This is a genomic window from Agromyces sp. Y575, assembly GCF_059445445.1.
Map to the genome: position 1 here is coordinate 869,555 of NZ_JCAIUI010000002.1, position 16,820 is coordinate 886,374.

General features: G+C 66.1%; 14 protein-coding genes and 1 pseudogene. 8 read left to right on the forward strand and 7 right to left on the reverse strand.

What is annotated here, in order from left to right; all coding sequences use genetic code 11:
• Window positions 1–9: 9 nt before the first annotated feature.
• From AC1C2U_RS10105 to AC1C2U_RS10125, 5 genes are all read right to left on the reverse strand, one after another.
• A complete protein-coding gene (locus AC1C2U_RS10105; RefSeq protein ID WP_495361614.1) occupies window positions 10–1,332 on the reverse strand; it encodes an aminotransferase-like domain-containing protein in 1,323 nt (440 codons plus the stop codon).
• A 167-nt stretch (window positions 1,333–1,499) separates the two neighbouring features.
• Window positions 1,500–1,823, reverse strand: a complete 324-nt coding sequence (gene trxA, locus AC1C2U_RS10110) for a thioredoxin (protein ID WP_056007113.1) — start codon at window positions 1,821–1,823, stop codon at window positions 1,500–1,502.
• A gap of 88 nt (window positions 1,824–1,911) precedes the next feature.
• The gene (trxB, locus tag AC1C2U_RS10115) at window positions 1,912–2,886 is read right to left on the reverse strand and encodes a thioredoxin-disulfide reductase (protein WP_495361615.1); all 975 of its coding nucleotides are present in this window, start codon (window positions 2,884–2,886) and stop codon (window positions 1,912–1,914) included.
• Window positions 2,887–3,047: 161 nt separating this feature from the next.
• The gene (murJ, locus tag AC1C2U_RS10120; protein ID WP_495361616.1) at window positions 3,048–4,670 is read right to left on the reverse strand and encodes a murein biosynthesis integral membrane protein MurJ; all 1,623 of its coding nucleotides are present in this window, start codon (window positions 4,668–4,670) and stop codon (window positions 3,048–3,050) included.
• Window positions 4,663–7,128 carry a DUF6049 family protein gene (locus AC1C2U_RS10125; protein WP_495361617.1) on the reverse strand — a complete coding sequence of 822 codons (2,466 nt, stop codon included), beginning with the start codon at window positions 7,126–7,128 and terminating at the stop codon, window positions 4,663–4,665. The genes murJ and AC1C2U_RS10125 overlap by 8 nt, the downstream gene beginning before the upstream one ends.
• Before the next feature lie 106 nt (window positions 7,129–7,234).
• Here AC1C2U_RS10125 and AC1C2U_RS10130 point away from each other — a divergent pair, with 106 nt between their 5' ends.
• From AC1C2U_RS10130 to dnaB, 7 genes and pseudogenes are all read left to right on the forward strand, one after another.
• On the forward strand, window positions 7,235–8,689 hold the full coding sequence (locus AC1C2U_RS10130; protein ID WP_495361618.1) for a CCA tRNA nucleotidyltransferase: 1,455 nt from the start codon (window positions 7,235–7,237) through the stop codon (window positions 8,687–8,689).
• Between the two features lie 242 nt (window positions 8,690–8,931).
• Window positions 8,932–9,882, forward strand: coding sequence for a hypothetical protein (locus AC1C2U_RS10135; RefSeq protein WP_495361619.1), 951 nt, complete (start codon window positions 8,932–8,934; stop codon window positions 9,880–9,882).
• 170 nt (window positions 9,883–10,052) lie between these two features.
• Window positions 10,053–10,415 (forward strand): annotated as a pseudogene (gene rpsF / locus AC1C2U_RS10140) (30S ribosomal protein S6); the annotation flags it as partial.
• A gap of 134 nt (window positions 10,416–10,549) precedes the next feature.
• Complete coding sequence (locus AC1C2U_RS10145; protein WP_495361620.1) at window positions 10,550–11,083, forward strand: single-stranded DNA-binding protein; 534 nt, start codon at window positions 10,550–10,552, stop codon at window positions 11,081–11,083.
• Between the two features lie 70 nt (window positions 11,084–11,153).
• Window positions 11,154–11,414: a 30S ribosomal protein S18 gene (rpsR, locus tag AC1C2U_RS10150; RefSeq protein WP_022892391.1), complete on the forward strand. Its 261-nt coding sequence runs from the start codon at window positions 11,154–11,156 to the stop codon at window positions 11,412–11,414.
• Window positions 11,415–11,425: 11 nt separating this feature from the next.
• The gene (rplI, locus tag AC1C2U_RS10155; protein ID WP_495361621.1) at window positions 11,426–11,878 is read left to right on the forward strand and encodes a 50S ribosomal protein L9; all 453 of its coding nucleotides are present in this window, start codon (window positions 11,426–11,428) and stop codon (window positions 11,876–11,878) included.
• A 467-nt stretch (window positions 11,879–12,345) separates the two neighbouring features.
• On the forward strand, window positions 12,346–13,719 hold the full coding sequence (gene dnaB, locus AC1C2U_RS10160) for a replicative DNA helicase (protein WP_495361978.1): 1,374 nt from the start codon (window positions 12,346–12,348) through the stop codon (window positions 13,717–13,719).
• Between the two features lie 96 nt (window positions 13,720–13,815).
• Here the strand turns inward: dnaB and AC1C2U_RS10165 are convergent, their stop codons facing one another.
• Window positions 13,816–15,294: a pyridoxal phosphate-dependent decarboxylase family protein gene (locus tag AC1C2U_RS10165; protein ID WP_495361622.1), complete on the reverse strand. Its 1,479-nt coding sequence runs from the start codon at window positions 15,292–15,294 to the stop codon at window positions 13,816–13,818.
• Between the two features lie 261 nt (window positions 15,295–15,555).
• Here AC1C2U_RS10165 and AC1C2U_RS10170 point away from each other — a divergent pair, with 261 nt between their 5' ends.
• On the forward strand, window positions 15,556–15,978 hold the full coding sequence (locus AC1C2U_RS10170; RefSeq protein ID WP_495361623.1) for a nuclear transport factor 2 family protein: 423 nt from the start codon (window positions 15,556–15,558) through the stop codon (window positions 15,976–15,978).
• A 66-nt stretch (window positions 15,979–16,044) separates the two neighbouring features.
• Here AC1C2U_RS10170 and AC1C2U_RS10175 read toward each other — a convergent pair whose 3' ends face one another.
• Window positions 16,045–16,506 carry an SRPBCC family protein gene (locus tag AC1C2U_RS10175; protein ID WP_495361624.1) on the reverse strand — a complete coding sequence of 154 codons (462 nt, stop codon included), beginning with the start codon at window positions 16,504–16,506 and terminating at the stop codon, window positions 16,045–16,047.
• Window positions 16,507–16,820 lie beyond the last annotated feature (314 nt).

The window sequence follows — 16,820 nt, forward strand, 5'->3', positions numbered from 1 at the left end:
GTTTCTCCACTACTTCAGGTCGGATGGCGGCGCGGAGTCGTAGCCCGCGCTCGCTGGGAGCTGCAACGGGCCAGTGCCCGCAAAGGTATCGAGAAGGTCGAGTTCGCCGTTGATGACCGTCGCGAGTCGCCGGATGCCGAGCCTGATCGCCTCGGGCGTCGGATAGCAGTACGAAAGCCGCATCGCGTGCCGCCCACGTCCGTCGGCGAAGAATGCGGTACCTGGGGTGTAGGCGACGAGCTCTTTCACCGCACGTGGCAACATCTGCTTCGAGTCCAGAACGTCGGGCATCGTGACCCAGACGTAGAATCCGCCGTTGGGATTCGTCCAGTTCAATTGGGGCAGGTACTCCCCCAAAGCCTCGATCATCGCGTCTTTCCGCTCGCGGTACACGCCCCGGAACGTGTCGATCTGCCCGCGCCAGTCGGTCGTCGCCAGGTACTCCGACACGACCAACTGGCTGAACGAGCTCGGTGAGAGGATCGCCGACTCGGCGGCGAGAATGAGCTTCTCGCGAATCGCGTGCGGTGCGAGCGCCCATCCGACCCGAAATCCGGGAGCGAGGGTCTTCGAAAACGAGCCGAGATAGATGACGCCCTCGGGGTCGAGGGACCGGAGGGCGTTCGGCGCGGGCTCATCGAAATGCAACAGGCCGTACGGATTGTCTTCAAGGATCAGGATTTCGTTGGAGCGACAGATCTCGAGGATCTCAGGCCGACGCTCCGCCGAGAGGGTGACGCCCGCCGGGTTGTGGAAGTTCGGGATCGTGTACAGGAACTTGATGCGCCGGCCTTGGCCGCGAAGCGCGGCAATCGTCTGACGGAGCGCCTCGGGGATGAGTCCGTGCTCGTCCATGGCCACGTGCACGACGTTCGCCTGATACGAACGGAAGATGCCGAGCGCCCCGACATAACTCGGTGACTCCGCGAGGATCACATCACCCGGGTCGATGAAGAGCTTCGCCACCAGGTCGAGCGCTTGTTGTGAGCCCGTCGCAGTCACGACGTTGTCGACGGTGCCGCGGATGCCCTCGATCGACATCACTTCGAGAATCTGCTCGCGCAGCTCTGGAATCCCCTGACCAGAGCCATATTGCAGAGCAACTGCCCCGCGTTCGCGCATGACCTTCTCCATCGACGAGACGATGAGGTCGTGCGGCAGCGCAGAGACGAACGGCATGCCACCGGCGAGAGAGACCACCTCGGGCCGCGAGGCGACGGCGAAGAGTGCTCGGACTTCAGAGGCGGCCAGCCCGGCTGCTCGCTCGGCGTAATTCGCGTACCAAGGGTCGAGATTGTTGCCGGTCCGCTGGGGGACGCCGTCAGAAGTCACTGCACTCTTCCGTTCTGTTCAGGATTTCCATGGTAGTTGCTGGGTACCGGGCGCTTGGTCGGGGCTGCGTGCCGCCGCGGCATCCGCAGCTCGTGAACGCGCAGCCCGGTGGAGACACGAAAGACCCGCCCGGCTTTCGCCGGACGGGTCTGAAATTCGACCGCCGACTACGAGATGTAGGCGGCGAGGTCGGCCTCGAGTGCGGGCTTCGGCTTGGCGCCGATGACGGTCTTCACGACCTCGCCCTTCTCGAACACCTTGAACGCGGGAATCGCGGTGATCTGGTACTTCATCGCGAGACCGGGGTTCTCATCGACGTTGAGCTTGACGATGTCGAGCTTGTCGGCGTGCTCGGTCGCGATCTGGTCGAGAATCGGACTGACGGCGCGACACGGGCCGCACCATTCGGCCCAGAAGTCCACGAGGACGGCCTTTTCGTTGTTGAGGACCTCCTGCTCGAAGGTGGCCTCGGTCACTGCACGTGCAGTCATTGCGTTCTCCTTTTGGTGAAATCGGATGTCGCGATGCGAAGTTCGCGGCAGCGGTGCGTGTCGCCCCAAGTCTTCGAGCGACACAAGGTCAGTTGACGGCGGCGAACTCCGTCTCGAGCACGGCTTCGGCGGCATTCTCGTTGCCGAGCGCCGCGAGATAGTGCTCGGCGTCGAGAGCGGCGGCCGCACCGGATCCGGCGGCGGTGATTGCCTGGCGGTAGTGCGGGTCGACGACGTCGCCGGCTGCGAAGACGCCGGGGAGGGACGTCCTCGAACTGCGACCCTCGACCGCGATGGTGCCTTCGGGCGTGAGGTCGAGCTTGCCGTGTACGAGGTGCGTTCGCGGATCGTTTCCGATGGCGATGAAGAGCCCGTCGAGGTCGAGGCCGCGCTCGTCACCGGTGGCAGTGTCGCGCAGGGTGACACCCGTGACCGCGCCGGTTCCGTGGATCGCAGCGATCTCGGCGTTCCAGATGAACTCGATCTTCTCGTTGTCGAAGGCGCGCTGTTGCATGATCTTCGACGCCTTGAGCGTGTCACGACGGTGGATCACATAGACCTTGTCGGCGAAGCGGGTGAGGAACGTCGCTTCCTCCATGGCGGAATCTCCACCGCCGGCCACGGCGATCGTCTTCTGTCGGAAGAAGAAGCCGTCGCACGTTGCGCACCAGGAGAGACCGTGCCCGGAGAGCACCTCTTCTTCGGAGAGGCCGAGCTTGCGGTACGCCGAACCGGTCGCGTAGATGACCGTCGCTGCCTCATGCTCATCGCCGTTGCCGAGCTTCACGCGCTTCACTGGGCCGTCGAGGTCGAGCTCGACGACGTCGTCGTAGACGACCTCGGTGCCGAATCGCTCGGCCTGCTCCTGCAGCTTCGTCATGAGGTCGGGGCCCATGATGCCCTCTGGGAAGCCGGGGAAGTTCTCGACTTCCGTCGTCTTCACCAGCTCGCCGCCGATCTCGACGGAACTCGCGATGAGCAGCGGTTTCAGTTGCGCGCGAGCGGCGTAGATCGCGGCCGTGAATCCGGCCGGGCCCGAACCGATGATGATGATGTCGCGCAAAGCCGCTCCCGTCGTAGCTGGTGATTCGCAGCATTCAACGAATCGGATGCCACGAGATGCTCAACACAGTCTAAGCGGCGACTATTCCGCGGCCGTTCGGCGAGCCGATGTGTTTGGATGCCGCGTGGTGGGTGCTGTGCCCCGCGCTCGCGTCACCGATGTCAGCGTCGGCGGAGGCGTGCGACGAGCGGGGCGGCGAATCCGCGCAACTCGGGTGACCGCAGCATCCAGAGCACCGCGAAGTACAGCGCGCTCATCACTGCGCCGATGATCGCCATCGACACGATCGCGGTGAGCACGCTCGAGAGCGCGAAACCGTCGAAGGTGGTTCCACCGAGCGCCCAGAGCAATGCGAGACCGGCGATCACGGGCAGCACGAGCGCGGCAGCCGACCGTCCGTAGGCGACGAAGATGCGTCGGCCGTCGAGTGGACCGATGCGTCGCCGGAGCAGCACGATGGCGAGGATGGCCTGGATGGTTCCTGCGACGGTGATGACCACGGCGATGCCGAACGCCACCCACGCACTCGGGAGGGCGATGCAGGCCAGTGTGCCGGCGATGATCAGGACGACCTGCACGAGGGTGATGAAGAACGGGGTCTTCGTGTCGTGGAGGGAGTAGAAGGTGCGTTGCACGATGAAGAGAATACTGAACGGGATGAGGCCGACGAGGTAGGCGAGTACCACCGCACCGGTCGACCACACGAGGGGCTCGACGGAGGAGAACACTCGAGCGAAGAGGAACGCACACACCATGAGCACCGCGGCCGCGACCATCAGGATGACGCCGACGCCGCGCACCGCGCTGGAGAGGTCGTCGCGCACCTTTCGGAGTTCGCCGGTGGCGGCGTGCTCGCTCATCCGCGTGAAGTAGGCGGTGGCGATCGACACCGTGATCACCGAGTGCGGCAGCATGAAGATCAACCAGGCGTTCTGCTGCATGTTGATCGAGGCTTCATCGTGAGATGCCGCGGAGACACCCACGACGGAGGCCTCGACGAATCCGGCGACCGTCGTGAGCAGGAGCATTCCGAAGGTCCAGCTCGCGATGCCCGCGGTTGACCTCAGGCCGACGCCGCGCCAGCCGAAGTCCGGTCGGTAGCGCAGGCCTGCACGACGCCAGAACCAGAACAGCACGAGCGCCTGGACTGCGACACCGAGCGTCGCGCTTCCGGCGAGGAGGGCGATCATGCCGGGCGACCACTCGCCTGCGGTGCGCAAGCCATCGGGGTCTGAGGCGAAGACCAGCACGAATACGGCGAGCCCCGCGAGGGCGACGATGTTGTTCAGCACAGGCACCCACGTGAAGGGGCCGAACACGCGCTTGGCGTTCAACACCTCGCCCAGCAGCGAGTACATGCCGTAGAAGAAGATCTGCGGCAGGCACCAATAGCCGAATGCGACAGCGAGGGCGAAGACACCGTCACTCATGCGGCTGCCGATCAGTGCCGTGAGCAGCGGCGTGAGCAGCGTGGCGATGAGCGCAGCGGCACTGAGGATCACGAGCCCCAGGGTCATGACCTTGTTGATGTAGGCGGCGCCACCGTCGCGATGCGCGGCCGACCGCACGATCAACGGCACGAGCACGGCGCTCAACACGCCGCCGGCGACGACCGCGTAGATGGTGTTCGGCAGCTGGTTCGCCGCGGCGAACGCGTTGGCGCCGGCACCGCTGCCGCCGATCACGGCTGCGAGGAGGGCCGCCTTCACGAAGCCGAGGACGCGGGAGACGATAGTTCCAGATGCGAGGAAGAGGCTCGCGCGTCCGATGCGATCTTCAGCCATCGCGGCGCTCGTCACCGGGTTCCCGGGGCGTTGCCGCGGCATCGGGTTCGGTGGCATCCGGCTCCTCCGTAGGCGTCACGGTTTCGGCCGCTTCTGCGGCTCCTGCTGTTTCGGTCGCGTCAGCGTCAGCGGCATCCGCTTCCTCCGCTGCTACCACTGCATCGTCGGGGGCTTCCGCAGCGGCTTCGGCGCGCTGTCGGCGGAGGCGACGGATGTTGCGCCACACGCCGAGGCCGAAGAACACGACGACCACGAGGCCGAGCAGGGCTGCGCCGAGACCTTCCCAGTCGGCCTGCACGTTCGCGGGGATCATCACGGGGGTGCCGATCGGCACACCCTCTGGCGAGGTCAGCGTCACCGTGAGGGTGACCTCTCCGTTGCCGATGCCGGCGGCGACCGGCACCCGCACGAGGCTGCGCGATTCGGGGTCGACCGTGATCGTCTTCTCGTCTTCGACGATCAGGCGACCGTTCGACGGCTCGACATCGACGATCACGGTGACCTGGTACGGCAGCGCGTTGAGGATCGTCGTGGGCACGCCGGTTTCACTCGAGACCACGTTGATCGGGCTGCTGGGCACGACCGACACTGCGCCGAGCGTGTTGCGCTGGTCGAGAAGCCACTGGCCGACGGCCGTCTCCCAGCCCTCATTGTCTTCCAGCCAGGCGACGTCGAGCAAGGCGAGCACATTGCGCCGCGCCGGTGCGGAGATCAGGCGGGGGTCTTCGAGCACGGTCGCGAACGCGGTGACATCCGCTTCGGCACGAACGAGCCGATCGACATTCGCGCGGCGCTGCTCGGTCTCGAGAAGGTCGACCAGCGCACGCTCGACCGGGGGCGCGCCGATGGCATCCGAGAGCGTCGCGGGTCGGGCCCAGGGGCTCGCGGCCAATTCGTCGAGCGTCGCCGAGACGCGCGACGACTGCGTTGCCGTGCCACGGTCGAACGTCGCGAGCAGTGTGAGCTGCTGCCCGGAGTTCGCTTCGCCGCCGAGCACCAACTCGGCGCCGAGCAATCCGGTCGCGGAGCGCCATTCCGTGTCGGTGAGCGCTTCGGAAGCCTCGCGCAACGGCGCCGTCAGTCGCGAGTCGGCCACGACCGCAGTCGAGCCGTCGACGTTCGATGCCGCGTTCGACCACGGTTCGCTCGCTGCGACGTTGCCGGGGGCGAGGAGCGCTGTCGTCAGCCCGGCATCGCTCAGGAAGGTGAGGTTGCCCGCGGCGACCGTGTCGTCGGCCGGCCAGGCGATGTCGGTCCGCGTGTAGGGCCACGCGAGCAGCTCTTCGGTGGTGGGCAGCTCGCCCGACGCGGGCGGCGTCGGATCCGCCGACGGGGTGGGTGCGGCATCGTCTGTGGCGGTGCCTTCGGCGTCGGCATCGGGATCCGCGTCACCATCGGCTGCGGCATCCGCGAAGTTCGCGGCATCGAGCTCGTCGGCGAACGACGTGGGGGTGAGCGGCGCGGTCAGGCCGACCTGCGCCTGCACCGCGAGATCTGCGTCTGCATACGCGAGCGGGAATATCTCGTTGGGCAGCTGGGCGACGCGTTCGAGCCACGCGGTGGCCGTGGCCGGTGCCGCAGTGCCGAGCACCCTGATCGACGCGATGATGCGGGGATCGATGCCGATCGCGACCTGTCGGCCTGCGACGGCGTCCAGCTGACGGGTGAGCAGCCCGAATGGCGCGGTCCACGTCGAGAGATCGTCGGAACTCAGGAGTCCTGACGACGATGCGGGCACCGTGAGCGGATACGCGAGGGCGAGCGACACTGCGTCGGTCGCGGGCGCAGAGCTGTTGGCGTAGGCGTCGGTCGCGGAGGCCGCGATGGCACCGTCGACGAGGAGCTCGACGCCGAAACCGAACACCGGTGACTCGGCGAGTCCGTCGAGCGTGTCGGGCGGAAGCGTGAACGAGATGACGTCGACCGCACCCGCGGCGAGGGCACGGGACTCACCCGCAGCGATCGCCATGCCGTCAAGGGAATGCATCGCGGTATCGGTGGCGGCATCCGATTCGGCGCCCGCCTGATCGAGCCAGGCATCGAGCTCGCTCGTGTCGTCAATGGTCTCGTTCGCACGAACGAGGCGCAGGGTTCCGGCTGAGACCGACTCGGCGGTGGCGTTCTCGATCTCGACCTCGAAGGTGAGCGCCGTGCCCGGAGTGATCGTCGTCGACACGGTCGGGGCGATGCGCACCAGGATGCCGTCGACGTCGCGGGCCGCGGGCCGTGACGTGTGGCCGGCCCTCGTCGTGGTTGCGCCCTCGGCGGTGGCCTCGAAGACCGCCGCGTCGGCGGCGACGGGTGCGGCGACCAGTGCGGCGATCATTGCTGTAGTCAGGCCGAACCCGGCGACCATTCGTCGAGCCGCGGCAACCGCGCGTGGAGGCCGTTGCGCGGCGGCATCCGTCGATTCGCCCCTCGGGCGCCGACGGCGCGCAGGGAACGACTCGGGCAGCATGCTGGCGATTCTACGGCGTGTCCGCCGAGTATCCGCTCGGCATCCACAGGCGGTCCGGCCTGTCACGAAACCGGACACGCACCGGCGCCCGCTTAATATGGGAGCCATGCAGAGTGTCACGGCGGCCCTCGACCGGCTGGGCGAGTTGGCGGCTTCGCCGACCGTCGCGCGGCTCGCGGGCGCCTTCGAGAAGGCCGGTCACGAGCTCGCTCTCGTCGGCGGCCCCGTGCGCGACGCGTTTCTCGACCGGCCGATCAACGACCTCGATTTCACGACGGATGCGACGCCCGACGAGATCCTCGCGATCGTCAAGCCGATCGCCGAGGCGCATTGGGACATCGGCCGTGCGTTCGGCACGATCGGTGCGAAGATCGCCGGCGAGACCGTCGAGACCGGCGAGACCGTCGAGATCACGACGTACCGCGCCGATGCCTACGACGGCGCATCGCGCAAGCCCGAGGTCGTGTTCGGTACGAGCCTCGAAGACGATCTCACTCGGCGCGACTTCACCGTCAACGCGCTCGCCCTCCGGCTGCCGAAGCTCGAACTCGTCGACCCGTCGGGCGGTGTCGAAGATCTCGTCGCCCGAGTGCTGCGCACTCCCGCGGCGCCCGAACAGTCGTTCAGCGACGACCCGCTGCGGATGCTTCGTGCCGCCCGCTTCTCGGCCCAGCTCGGCTTCGCCGTCGATCCCGCCACAGAGCAGGCCATGAGCGACCTCGCAGGGGAGATCGACCGCATCTCGGCCGAACGCGTCAGAGACGAGCTGACGAAGCTGCTGCTGACTCGAACTCCGCGCGGCGGCATCCGACTGCTCGTGGAATCGGGGCTCGCCGAACGCGTGCTGCCCGAACTGCCGGCGCTGTCACTCGAACGCGACGAGCATCACCGCCACAAGGACGTCTACGAGCACAGCCTCACCGTGCTCGACCAGGCCATCGAGTACGAGGTCGCGCGCGGCGTGCTCGACTCCCCCGACCTCGTTCTGCGGCTCGCCGCGCTGCTCCACGACATCGGCAAGCCCGCGACCCGGCGGTTCGAGCCGGGCGGCGCCGTGAGCTTCTACCACCACGACGTCGTCGGCGCGAAGCTCGCCCGCAAACGCCTTCGCGCGCTGCGCTTCGACAACGACACGATCGCGGCGGTCTCCCGGCTCATCGAGCTGCACCTGCGGTTCTTCGGCTACACCGACGGCGCCTGGACCGATTCGGCCGTTCGCCGCTACGTGCGCGACGCCGGAGACCAGCTCGAGCGGCTGCACATCCTCGCGCGGGCCGACGTGACGACGCGCAATCGGCGCAAGGCCGACCAGCTCGCCTTCGCCTACGACGACCTCGAGGAGCGCATCGCCGTGCTCGCGGGTGAAGAGGAGCTCGCCGCGGTGCGCCCCGAGCTCGACGGCGCCGACATCATGCGGCTGCTCGACGTGAAGCCGGGCCCGGTCGTGGGCGAGGCCTACCGTTACCTGCTCGAGGTGCGTCTCGACGAGGGCCCCATCGGCGCGGATGCCGCGACCGAGCGGCTGCTCGCCTGGTGGGCGTCGCGCGAAGCGGGCGCCTGACCCCCGTACCCCTGCCCCTCCCCGTACCTGACCCGCGTACCTCACCCCCAGGTTGCCCCTCGGCCGATGTTTCCGTTCGTGCCCGGCGTTTCCTGTCAGGCGGAAACCGGGGGCCCGAACGGAAACACCGGCCGCATGGTCGGAGACGCCGACTCCTCCTCGACACCTGTCGCACCTGTTCCGCCGTCCACAACTCGGCTCGAGCCGCAGCTGCGGCGAAGGTATCGCGGGATGCTCGCCGGATGCCGCAGCATGACATGCCGAAACTGCTCCTCGCCCGCGACGCTCGGCTGGTGGGCGATGATCTGCGCTCCCTCGCGCCCGACACGGTGAGGCGGTTGCGGCGCGGGGTGTACGTGGCCGCCACTGAGTGGGATCGCGCGAAGCGCGAACAGCGCCACCGCATCATGATCGATGCGGTAGCCGAAACTCGCCGTGGGGTGCCGATCTTCTCGCATGTCTCAGCCGGGATCCTCTGGGGCATCCCGATCGTCGGGCGGCACCTGCAGTCGGTGCACCTGATCTCGGCGGGCCGATCCGTTGCCCGGTCCAAGAACGGGGTCGTCTGGCATCACGAACCCATCGCCGACGGCGAGATCGTGGAGATCGGCGGACGCCTCGTCACCGGCTACACCCGCACGCTGATCGACCTCTCCCGCACCCTGCCGTTCGCGGCCGCGGTCGCGGTCATCGACCACGGACTTCGCAGGACCGTTCACCCCTCCGGGAGGTCGCGCGACCGGGCTGGGGTGGCGCGCGAAGAACTTCAGGACGCAATCGAAGGGATCCGCGGCAGGCCGGGCGTGCGAGGGGCGCGGACCGCGATCGAGTTCGGAGACGCACGCTCGGGATCACCGGGCGAGTCGATCAGTCGGGCGAACATGCATGTGCTCCGGTTCCCGCCCCCTCAGCTGCAGGTGGCGTTCGATCGACAGGACGGCGGTCGAGACGTGACCGACTTCGACTGGCCCGAGCATCGGGCTTTCGGCGAGTTCGACGGTCTTGGCAAGTACATCAAGGAGGAATTCACGAAGGGCCGGTCGATCCAGGAGATCGTGCTGCTCGAGAAGGAGCGTGAGAACCGGATCCGCAAGCATCGGCCGTTCGGCGCGCGATGGGACTGGCCGGTCGCGATGAATCCGCAACTGCTGCGGGCGGAGTTGCTGCAAGCCGGGCTGCGTCCCGTTCGGTGAACACGCTGCGGCGAGGCCACCGGCGGGCGAATGGCGCGGCTGCGGGGCATCCGCTATGCTGTCTAGGTTGCCCGTGTGCCGCGTTCTGCGGCCTCCACTTGCGACGTATGCACAACCCTCCTGTTACAGAGATCCTGTAGCCGTTTGAGTCCGAAGGAGGTGGGTTAGTCATGCACCAATACGAGCTGATGGTTATCCTCGATCCCGAGATCGATGAGCGCACCGTTGCTCCCAGCCTCGACAAGTTCCTCAACGTCATCCGAAACGATGGCGGCACCGTCGACAAGGTCGACATCTGGGGACGTCGTCGTCTGGCGTACGAGATCAACAAGAAGAACGAAGGCATCTACGCCGTCGTCGACTTCACCGCCGAGTCCAAGACCACCGATGAGCTCGACCGCCAGCTGAACCTCAGCGAGGCCGTCATGCGCACCAAGGTCCTGCGTGCAGAAGAGGCGATCGCACAGGTCGCCGCGCACAAGAAGGCTCAGGAGGCGAAGGCCGCGAAGAAGGCCGCCGCGCAGGCGAAGGCCGGTGCGAAGGCAGCTGCCGCCGCTCCCGCCGCGGCCGTGGCCGCCGCTCCCGCTGCTGCTGTTGCTGCAGCCCCTGCTGCTGCTGATGCTGCCGCTCCCGCTCCCGCCTCGGCCAAGAAAGACGCCTAGTCCTCATGGCCGGCGAGACCATCATCACCGTGGTGGGCAACCTCACTGCAGATCCCGAGCTGCGTTACACGCAGAACGGCCTCGCGGTTGCCAACTTCACCATCGCGTCCACTCCCCGCACGTTCGACCGTCAGGCGAACGAGTGGAAGGACGGTGAAGCGCTGTTCCTGCGCGCGAGCGTCTGGCGTGAATTCGCCGAGCACGTCGCCGGTTCACTCACCAAGGGTTCCCGGGTCATCGCTTCCGGGCGTCTCAAGCAGCGTTCCTACGAGACGAAGGAAGGCGAGAAGCGCACCACCATCGAGCTCGAGGTCGACGAGATCGGCCCGAGCCTGCGCTACGCCACCGCGTCCGTGACGCGCGCCCAGTCCAACCGTGGCGCCGGCGGCGCCGGTGGTGGCTCCTTCGGGGGTAACACCGGAACCGACGAGCCGTGGGCGCCCAGCACCCCCGCAGCAGCAGCCCCCCAGGGTGGCGGCAGCGGCGGCGATGTCTGGAACACCCCCGGCACGAGCTACGGCGACGAGACCCCCTTCTAATACTCAGCAGGTTTCGGTTGGTCGCTGCGCGACCTCCTCAACCCGCGAACTCAATCAGACAGGAAAGACAATGGCTGGAAAGTCGAGCGGCGATCGCCGCAAGCCGACCCGCGGGAAGGGCGCGAAGAACGCCGCCCCGGCGAAGTCCATCAAGGTCGGTGTCATCGATTACAAAGATGTCGCGACGCTTCGCAAGTTCATCTCCGAGCGTGGAAAGATCCGCGCCCGTCGTATCACCGGTGTCTCCGTGCAGGAGCAGCGCCTCATCGCCCGCGCCGTGAAGAACGCGCGCGAGATGGCCCTTCTGCCCTACTCGGGCTCTGGCCGTTAAGGAGCACGACAATGGCTAAGGTAATTCTGACGCACGAGGTCACCGGCCTCGGCACGGCCGGCGACGTTGTCGAGGTCAAGAGCGGTTACGCTCGCAACTACCTCGTTCCGCAGGGCTTCGCAGTGGCGTGGTCGCGCGGTGGCGAGAAGCAGATCGAGCAGATCAAGGCGGCTCGCGTTGCACGCGAGATGCACTCGCTCGAAGACGCGCAGGCACTCAAGGCCAAGCTCGAGTCGACCAAGGTTCGGCTGGCTGTGAAGGCGGGCCAGGGTGGCCGTCTGTTCGGTTCGGTCAAGACGGCGGATGTCGCGGCTGCGGTCGCGGCTGCCGGCCTCGGCGAGCTCGACAAGCGCAAGATCGAGATCACGGCCCCCATCAAGGCGGTCGGTGAGCACGAGGCGACGGTTCGTCTGCACGACGAGCTTTCGGCGACGATCACCCTTCAGGTGGTCGCGGCGAAGTAACTCGCTTCACAGGTTGACAGGCGGCGGTCTGGGCTTCGGCCCGGGCCGCCGTTTCGTTGTTTTGCGTACACCCGGAGCGGGTGCGCGCGCAAGTCGAGATCGGTGTTTCCTGTGATGGTTGTACACAGGTCGACGCACACACGCCGTGGACTTTCAAAGAAGTTTTCCCTCACAGGTGTGAGTAGATAAAAAGCCCGGTCGTGACTGAATTCAACCCGTGTAATTCACCGAATTTCCACAGTTCTCCACAGGCTGAGTGCACACCTTCTACGGCGTTTCGCCCAGTTTGTCCCCAGAGTTATCCACAGGCCGGGTTGTGCTGTGTACAGGGCTTGCCTATCGTGAAGCAGCGACCCTTCCACCCCATGTGCAACTCCCGTGTGTCGGCCACTGTCGGCGGCTCCCGAGACACTAGAGGTGCGGGCGCGGGTCGCTCGCCCGTTCGAGCCGAACCGGAGGTCATGAACTTGTCGATCGCGCACATCGGGCTCGCTGAACCGGCAGACGACGGTGAGGCCCGACGAGGCGAACGCGTTCCTCCTCACGACCTCCTCGCCGAGCAGAGCGCGCTCGGCGGCATGATGCTCTCGAAAGATGCGGTCGCCGACGTCATCGAGACCGTGCGCGGCGTCGACTTCTACGTGCCGAAGCACGAGGTCGTCTTCAACGCAATCCTCACGTTGTACTCGCACGGTGAGCCGACCGACGTCATCGCCGTCACCGACGAGCTCACGAAGATCGGCGACCTGCAGCGTGCCGGCGGCGTGGAGTACCTGCACACCCTCACGAGCATCGTGCCGACCGCGGCCAACGCGGGCTTCTACTCCTCGATCGTGGCCGAGCGGGCGCTGCTCCGCCGCCTGGTCGAAGCTGGCACCCGCATCGTGCAGATGGGCTACCAGGGTGAGGGCGAGGTCACCGACCTCGTCAACAACGCCCAGGCCGAGATCTACTCGGTCACGGGTTCCGTCGAAACCGAAGACTACGTACCGTTGTCCGATGCCGTGACCGCGGCGATCGATGAGATCGAGGCGGCCAAGCACACCGACGGCAAGTTCACTGGCGTGCCCACCGGGTTCGCCGACCTCGACGACCTGACCAACGGGTTCCACCCCGGGCAGATGATCATCGTGGCTGCCCGCCCCGCCATGGGTAAGTCGACGCTCGCCCTCGACTTCGCGCGTGCCGCCTCGATCACCAACGGCCTGCCGTCCGTATTCTTCTCGCTCGAGATGGGCAAGAGCGAGATCGCCATGCGTCTGCTCTCCGCCGAGGCATCCGTGCCCCTGCAGATGATGCGAAAGGGAACCGTCGACTCCCGCGACTGGACGACCATCGCGGCGACGCGCGGCCGCATCAACGACGCTCCGCTGTACCTCGATGACTCCCCCAACATGACGCTCGTCGAGATCCGCGCAAAGTGCCGGCGTCTCAAGCAGCGGGTCGGGCTGAAGATGGTCGTCATCGACTACCTGCAGCTCATGACGAGCGGCAAGCGCGTCGAGAGCCGCCAGCAAGAGGTGTCGGAGTTCTCGCGTGCGCTGAAGCTGCTCGCGAAAGAGCTGCAGGTGCCGGTCATCGCCCTGTCGCAGCTGAACCGTGGCCCCGAGCAGCGCGCCGACAAGATGCCCGCGCTCAGCGACCTGCGTGAGTCGGGCTCGATCGAGCAAGACGCCGACATGGTGATTCTGCTGCACCGCGAGAGCGCCTACGAGCGTGACAGCCCGCGCGCCGGCGAGGCCGACCTGATCGTCGCCAAGCACCGTAACGGTCCGACCCGCACGATCACGGTCGCGTTCCACGGGCACTTCTCGCGGTTCACGGACATGGTGCAGGGGTAGGCGGCGCCTGTAGTTCTCACGCAAGCGACGGTCGGCGCACCTAGGTCGACCACGGAGTTACGCGGCGGACACCTGGCTTAGATCAGGGACGAGACCCTAGCTCTCGGCAAGGGCTTCTCTTCCGTGCTCGATGGCGTCGAAGAGTCTGTCGACGTCGGCTTCGGTGCTTCGATAGCTGGTGATACAGATGCGCAAGGCCGGCCGGCCGGCGACCCGTACGGGACTGATCCATGCCTCGCCCCCGGCGACGACGTGCGAAGCGATCGCGCTGTGCCATTCCCAGCTCTGATCGGGCCCGAGGGCATCAATGCGCGGATCCACGATGCACACCACAGGCAATGGGCTGGCGTTTACGCGTTCCCAGCCCGAGTCGGAAGCGCGCTGCGCGACATAGCGACTCAGCTCGAAGTCGTCGTCGATCTGCCTTGCGTACCCGACCCGGCCAAAGCTGGCCAGGCTTGCGAAGACTTTCAATCCGATGAGCCTCCGGGACCACTGCATGCTCGTGGTGTAGGGGTCCAACCCCGTTGAGGATTGTGAAGGCATATATGACGTGGTGACGTGAAACGCTTCCTTCACAGCGTCGGCATCACGGCTGAAGATCATCCCCGCTCCCATCGGTACCGACATCCATTTGTGCGCATCAACGGTCACAGTGTCGGCCCGCTCGATTCCAGCAAGCAGGGGACGATGATGATCGGACAATGCGACTGAACCGGCCCAAGCCGCGTCCACATGAAGATGCATGTCGGTCTCCGCCGCGAAACCCCCAAGTTCGTTGAGGGGATCGATGGCTCCAGCACCCGTGGTCCCTGCCGTGCCGACGACCATGAATGGCAGGAATCCAGCGGCGACGTCTTCCTGGTAGGCGCCATGCAGAGCTGGAAGAAGCATGCGCTGCTGGTCATCGACACGAATCAACCGGACCGCGTCGCGGCCCAGGCCGCATGCGTGAGCGATCTTCAACCAGGCGAGGTGGCTCTCAGCTGACGCGTACAGTACGGGACGAGCCCGTGCACCACCAAGCCCGGCGCTTGCGAAGTCGGGGATGAGCCGTGTCAGGGCGACGATAGTTGCCGTGTGATTGGCTTCCGCGCCACCCGATGTGAAGCCTCCGAGGCTGGAGTCCGGCATACCCAGCCGTTCCGAGATGAAACGCAGAACATGCTGCTCCAGGTCGACCGCCGCTGGGGCATGGCTATACGCAGCGAGTTGCGGATTTATGGTCGCAGTCAACAGATCGGCCGCGATCGCCGGCCATGTCGGAGTGGGATTGAACAGTCCGAAGTACCGCGGATGTGTTGGGTGTACACCCGAGTGCACGAGGTGTGCGGCTGCGTCGGAAAGAACGATCTGCGGATCTCTTGGTGATTCAAAGTCGTACCCTGCCAACCACGATCCAGAGTCACCCCCTGGCGCAACCGGTCCTGCCTCCATGTCTCGAAAGAGCTCCATCGCCAGCCGAGCAGTATGGTCGAGCAACTCTCGCGCCTCAACGGGCCCCATCGAAATCGGGCTCGCATCCGGGTCTTCGATACGTGAATTCACTGTTGCCACTTCCGATCCGTCGCACATGCAGGCAATGTCAACACCCTCCCTGATCAATCTGCCTCATCCTCGAGACGGCCTCTGGCGGAAAGCGGTCCTTGGAATCGGCGGCCCGTGGGCCACGGCTGTCTGAGTTGCCGCGATCATAGCTCTGTCAACGGAACCGTAATGGCGCTGAGGCGCCGCCCCCTGCACCACTGAACGAGGAGGGGGGCGTTGGCAGAATATCGACGCTCCTTGGCCAGGACGGAGGATTCGCGCGGGGAATGACGTCGCTATCGTCGGCCTATGACTTCGAACAACGACACGTTGCAAACTGCTGACCCGGCGACTCAGGAGGCACTCCTCGAGGCGGTGGATGTGTACTTCCGGCTGTTGCACACCGGCGATGTGGGCCTGCTCGATGAGGTGTTCCATCCCTCAGCGAGCTTGTTCGACGCGGACCAGGGCACCCTGTTCGAGGAGCCCCTCGCCTCCTGGCGGTCCGTCGTCGCTGCGCGTCAGGCACCCGCGGCTGCAGGTCAACGGCGGGAAGAGGAGATCCTGCTCGTCGATTGGCTGTCCCCGGCGGTCGCGGTCGTCAAGGTGCGGCTGCGGGTTCTGGACGAGATCTTCGTCGACCATCTCTCGTTCGTCCGTGATGAGGAGCGGTTCCGCATCGTGGCCAAGACATGGCACCTGGAACGGGTGGATCCGCGCACGGCCCTGTGACCGGAGGCAACTGTCGCCCGGATTGACGGAGACAGCATTCCCCCCGCCCGACGCGGTGCAGCACGCTTAGGCGTCGGGTGGGGTGGATTCCTGTTCGATCATTGTCCGGAATCGATCGAGGTTGTCGGCCATGCCGCGTGCGAACAGTCGCGGAGCGAGGGCGCCGACGATCCGGGCGGGTCCGGGCAGACCCTCCGCCGATATCTCTCCATGCAGCGTGATGGTGGTGCCTCGCGGGTGCGGCGTAAGCATGTAGCGGTAGATGAACGGTGTCGGTCCTTCCACACTGGCCAGGGTGAAGACGTGATCCGGCTCGAACTCGGCGACGTGCGCGACGTTGGTGACCTCACCACCGGGAAGTGCCCGGCGGATCCGGAATCGGGAGCCGAGGTTCACAGGAGGCGGAGTGAGCTCGTTCACGGCCGTGACCGCGGAGTACCAGTCGGGCATCAGTCTCACGTCGACCAATGCAGCGAATACCCGGTGGACTCCGGCGGTGACGTCACGCTGGATTTCGAAACTTCCCATCAGCGTAGTATGCCCGTCGGTGTCGTTGTCGGTGTCGGTGTCGGTGCCGCTACCGGTGACCACGAAACCCGAACCACGGGCACGAATCGTTGCCCCAGTTCCGATCGACCGGGAATCAAGAAGGAGACGGCTGCGGGACGCCCGTAGCGTGATGCTCAAGTACGTGGAACGATCGCGCATCAGCCCGTGACGGAGAAGTCACGCGCCGAGACTACGCAATGCAGAAGGCGGCTGGCCACTCGTGTCCCTCATGGGGATCCGTTCGGCCGTCCGATCGTCTATGGTCAGGTCCCGGCCCTGACGGTAACAAATCG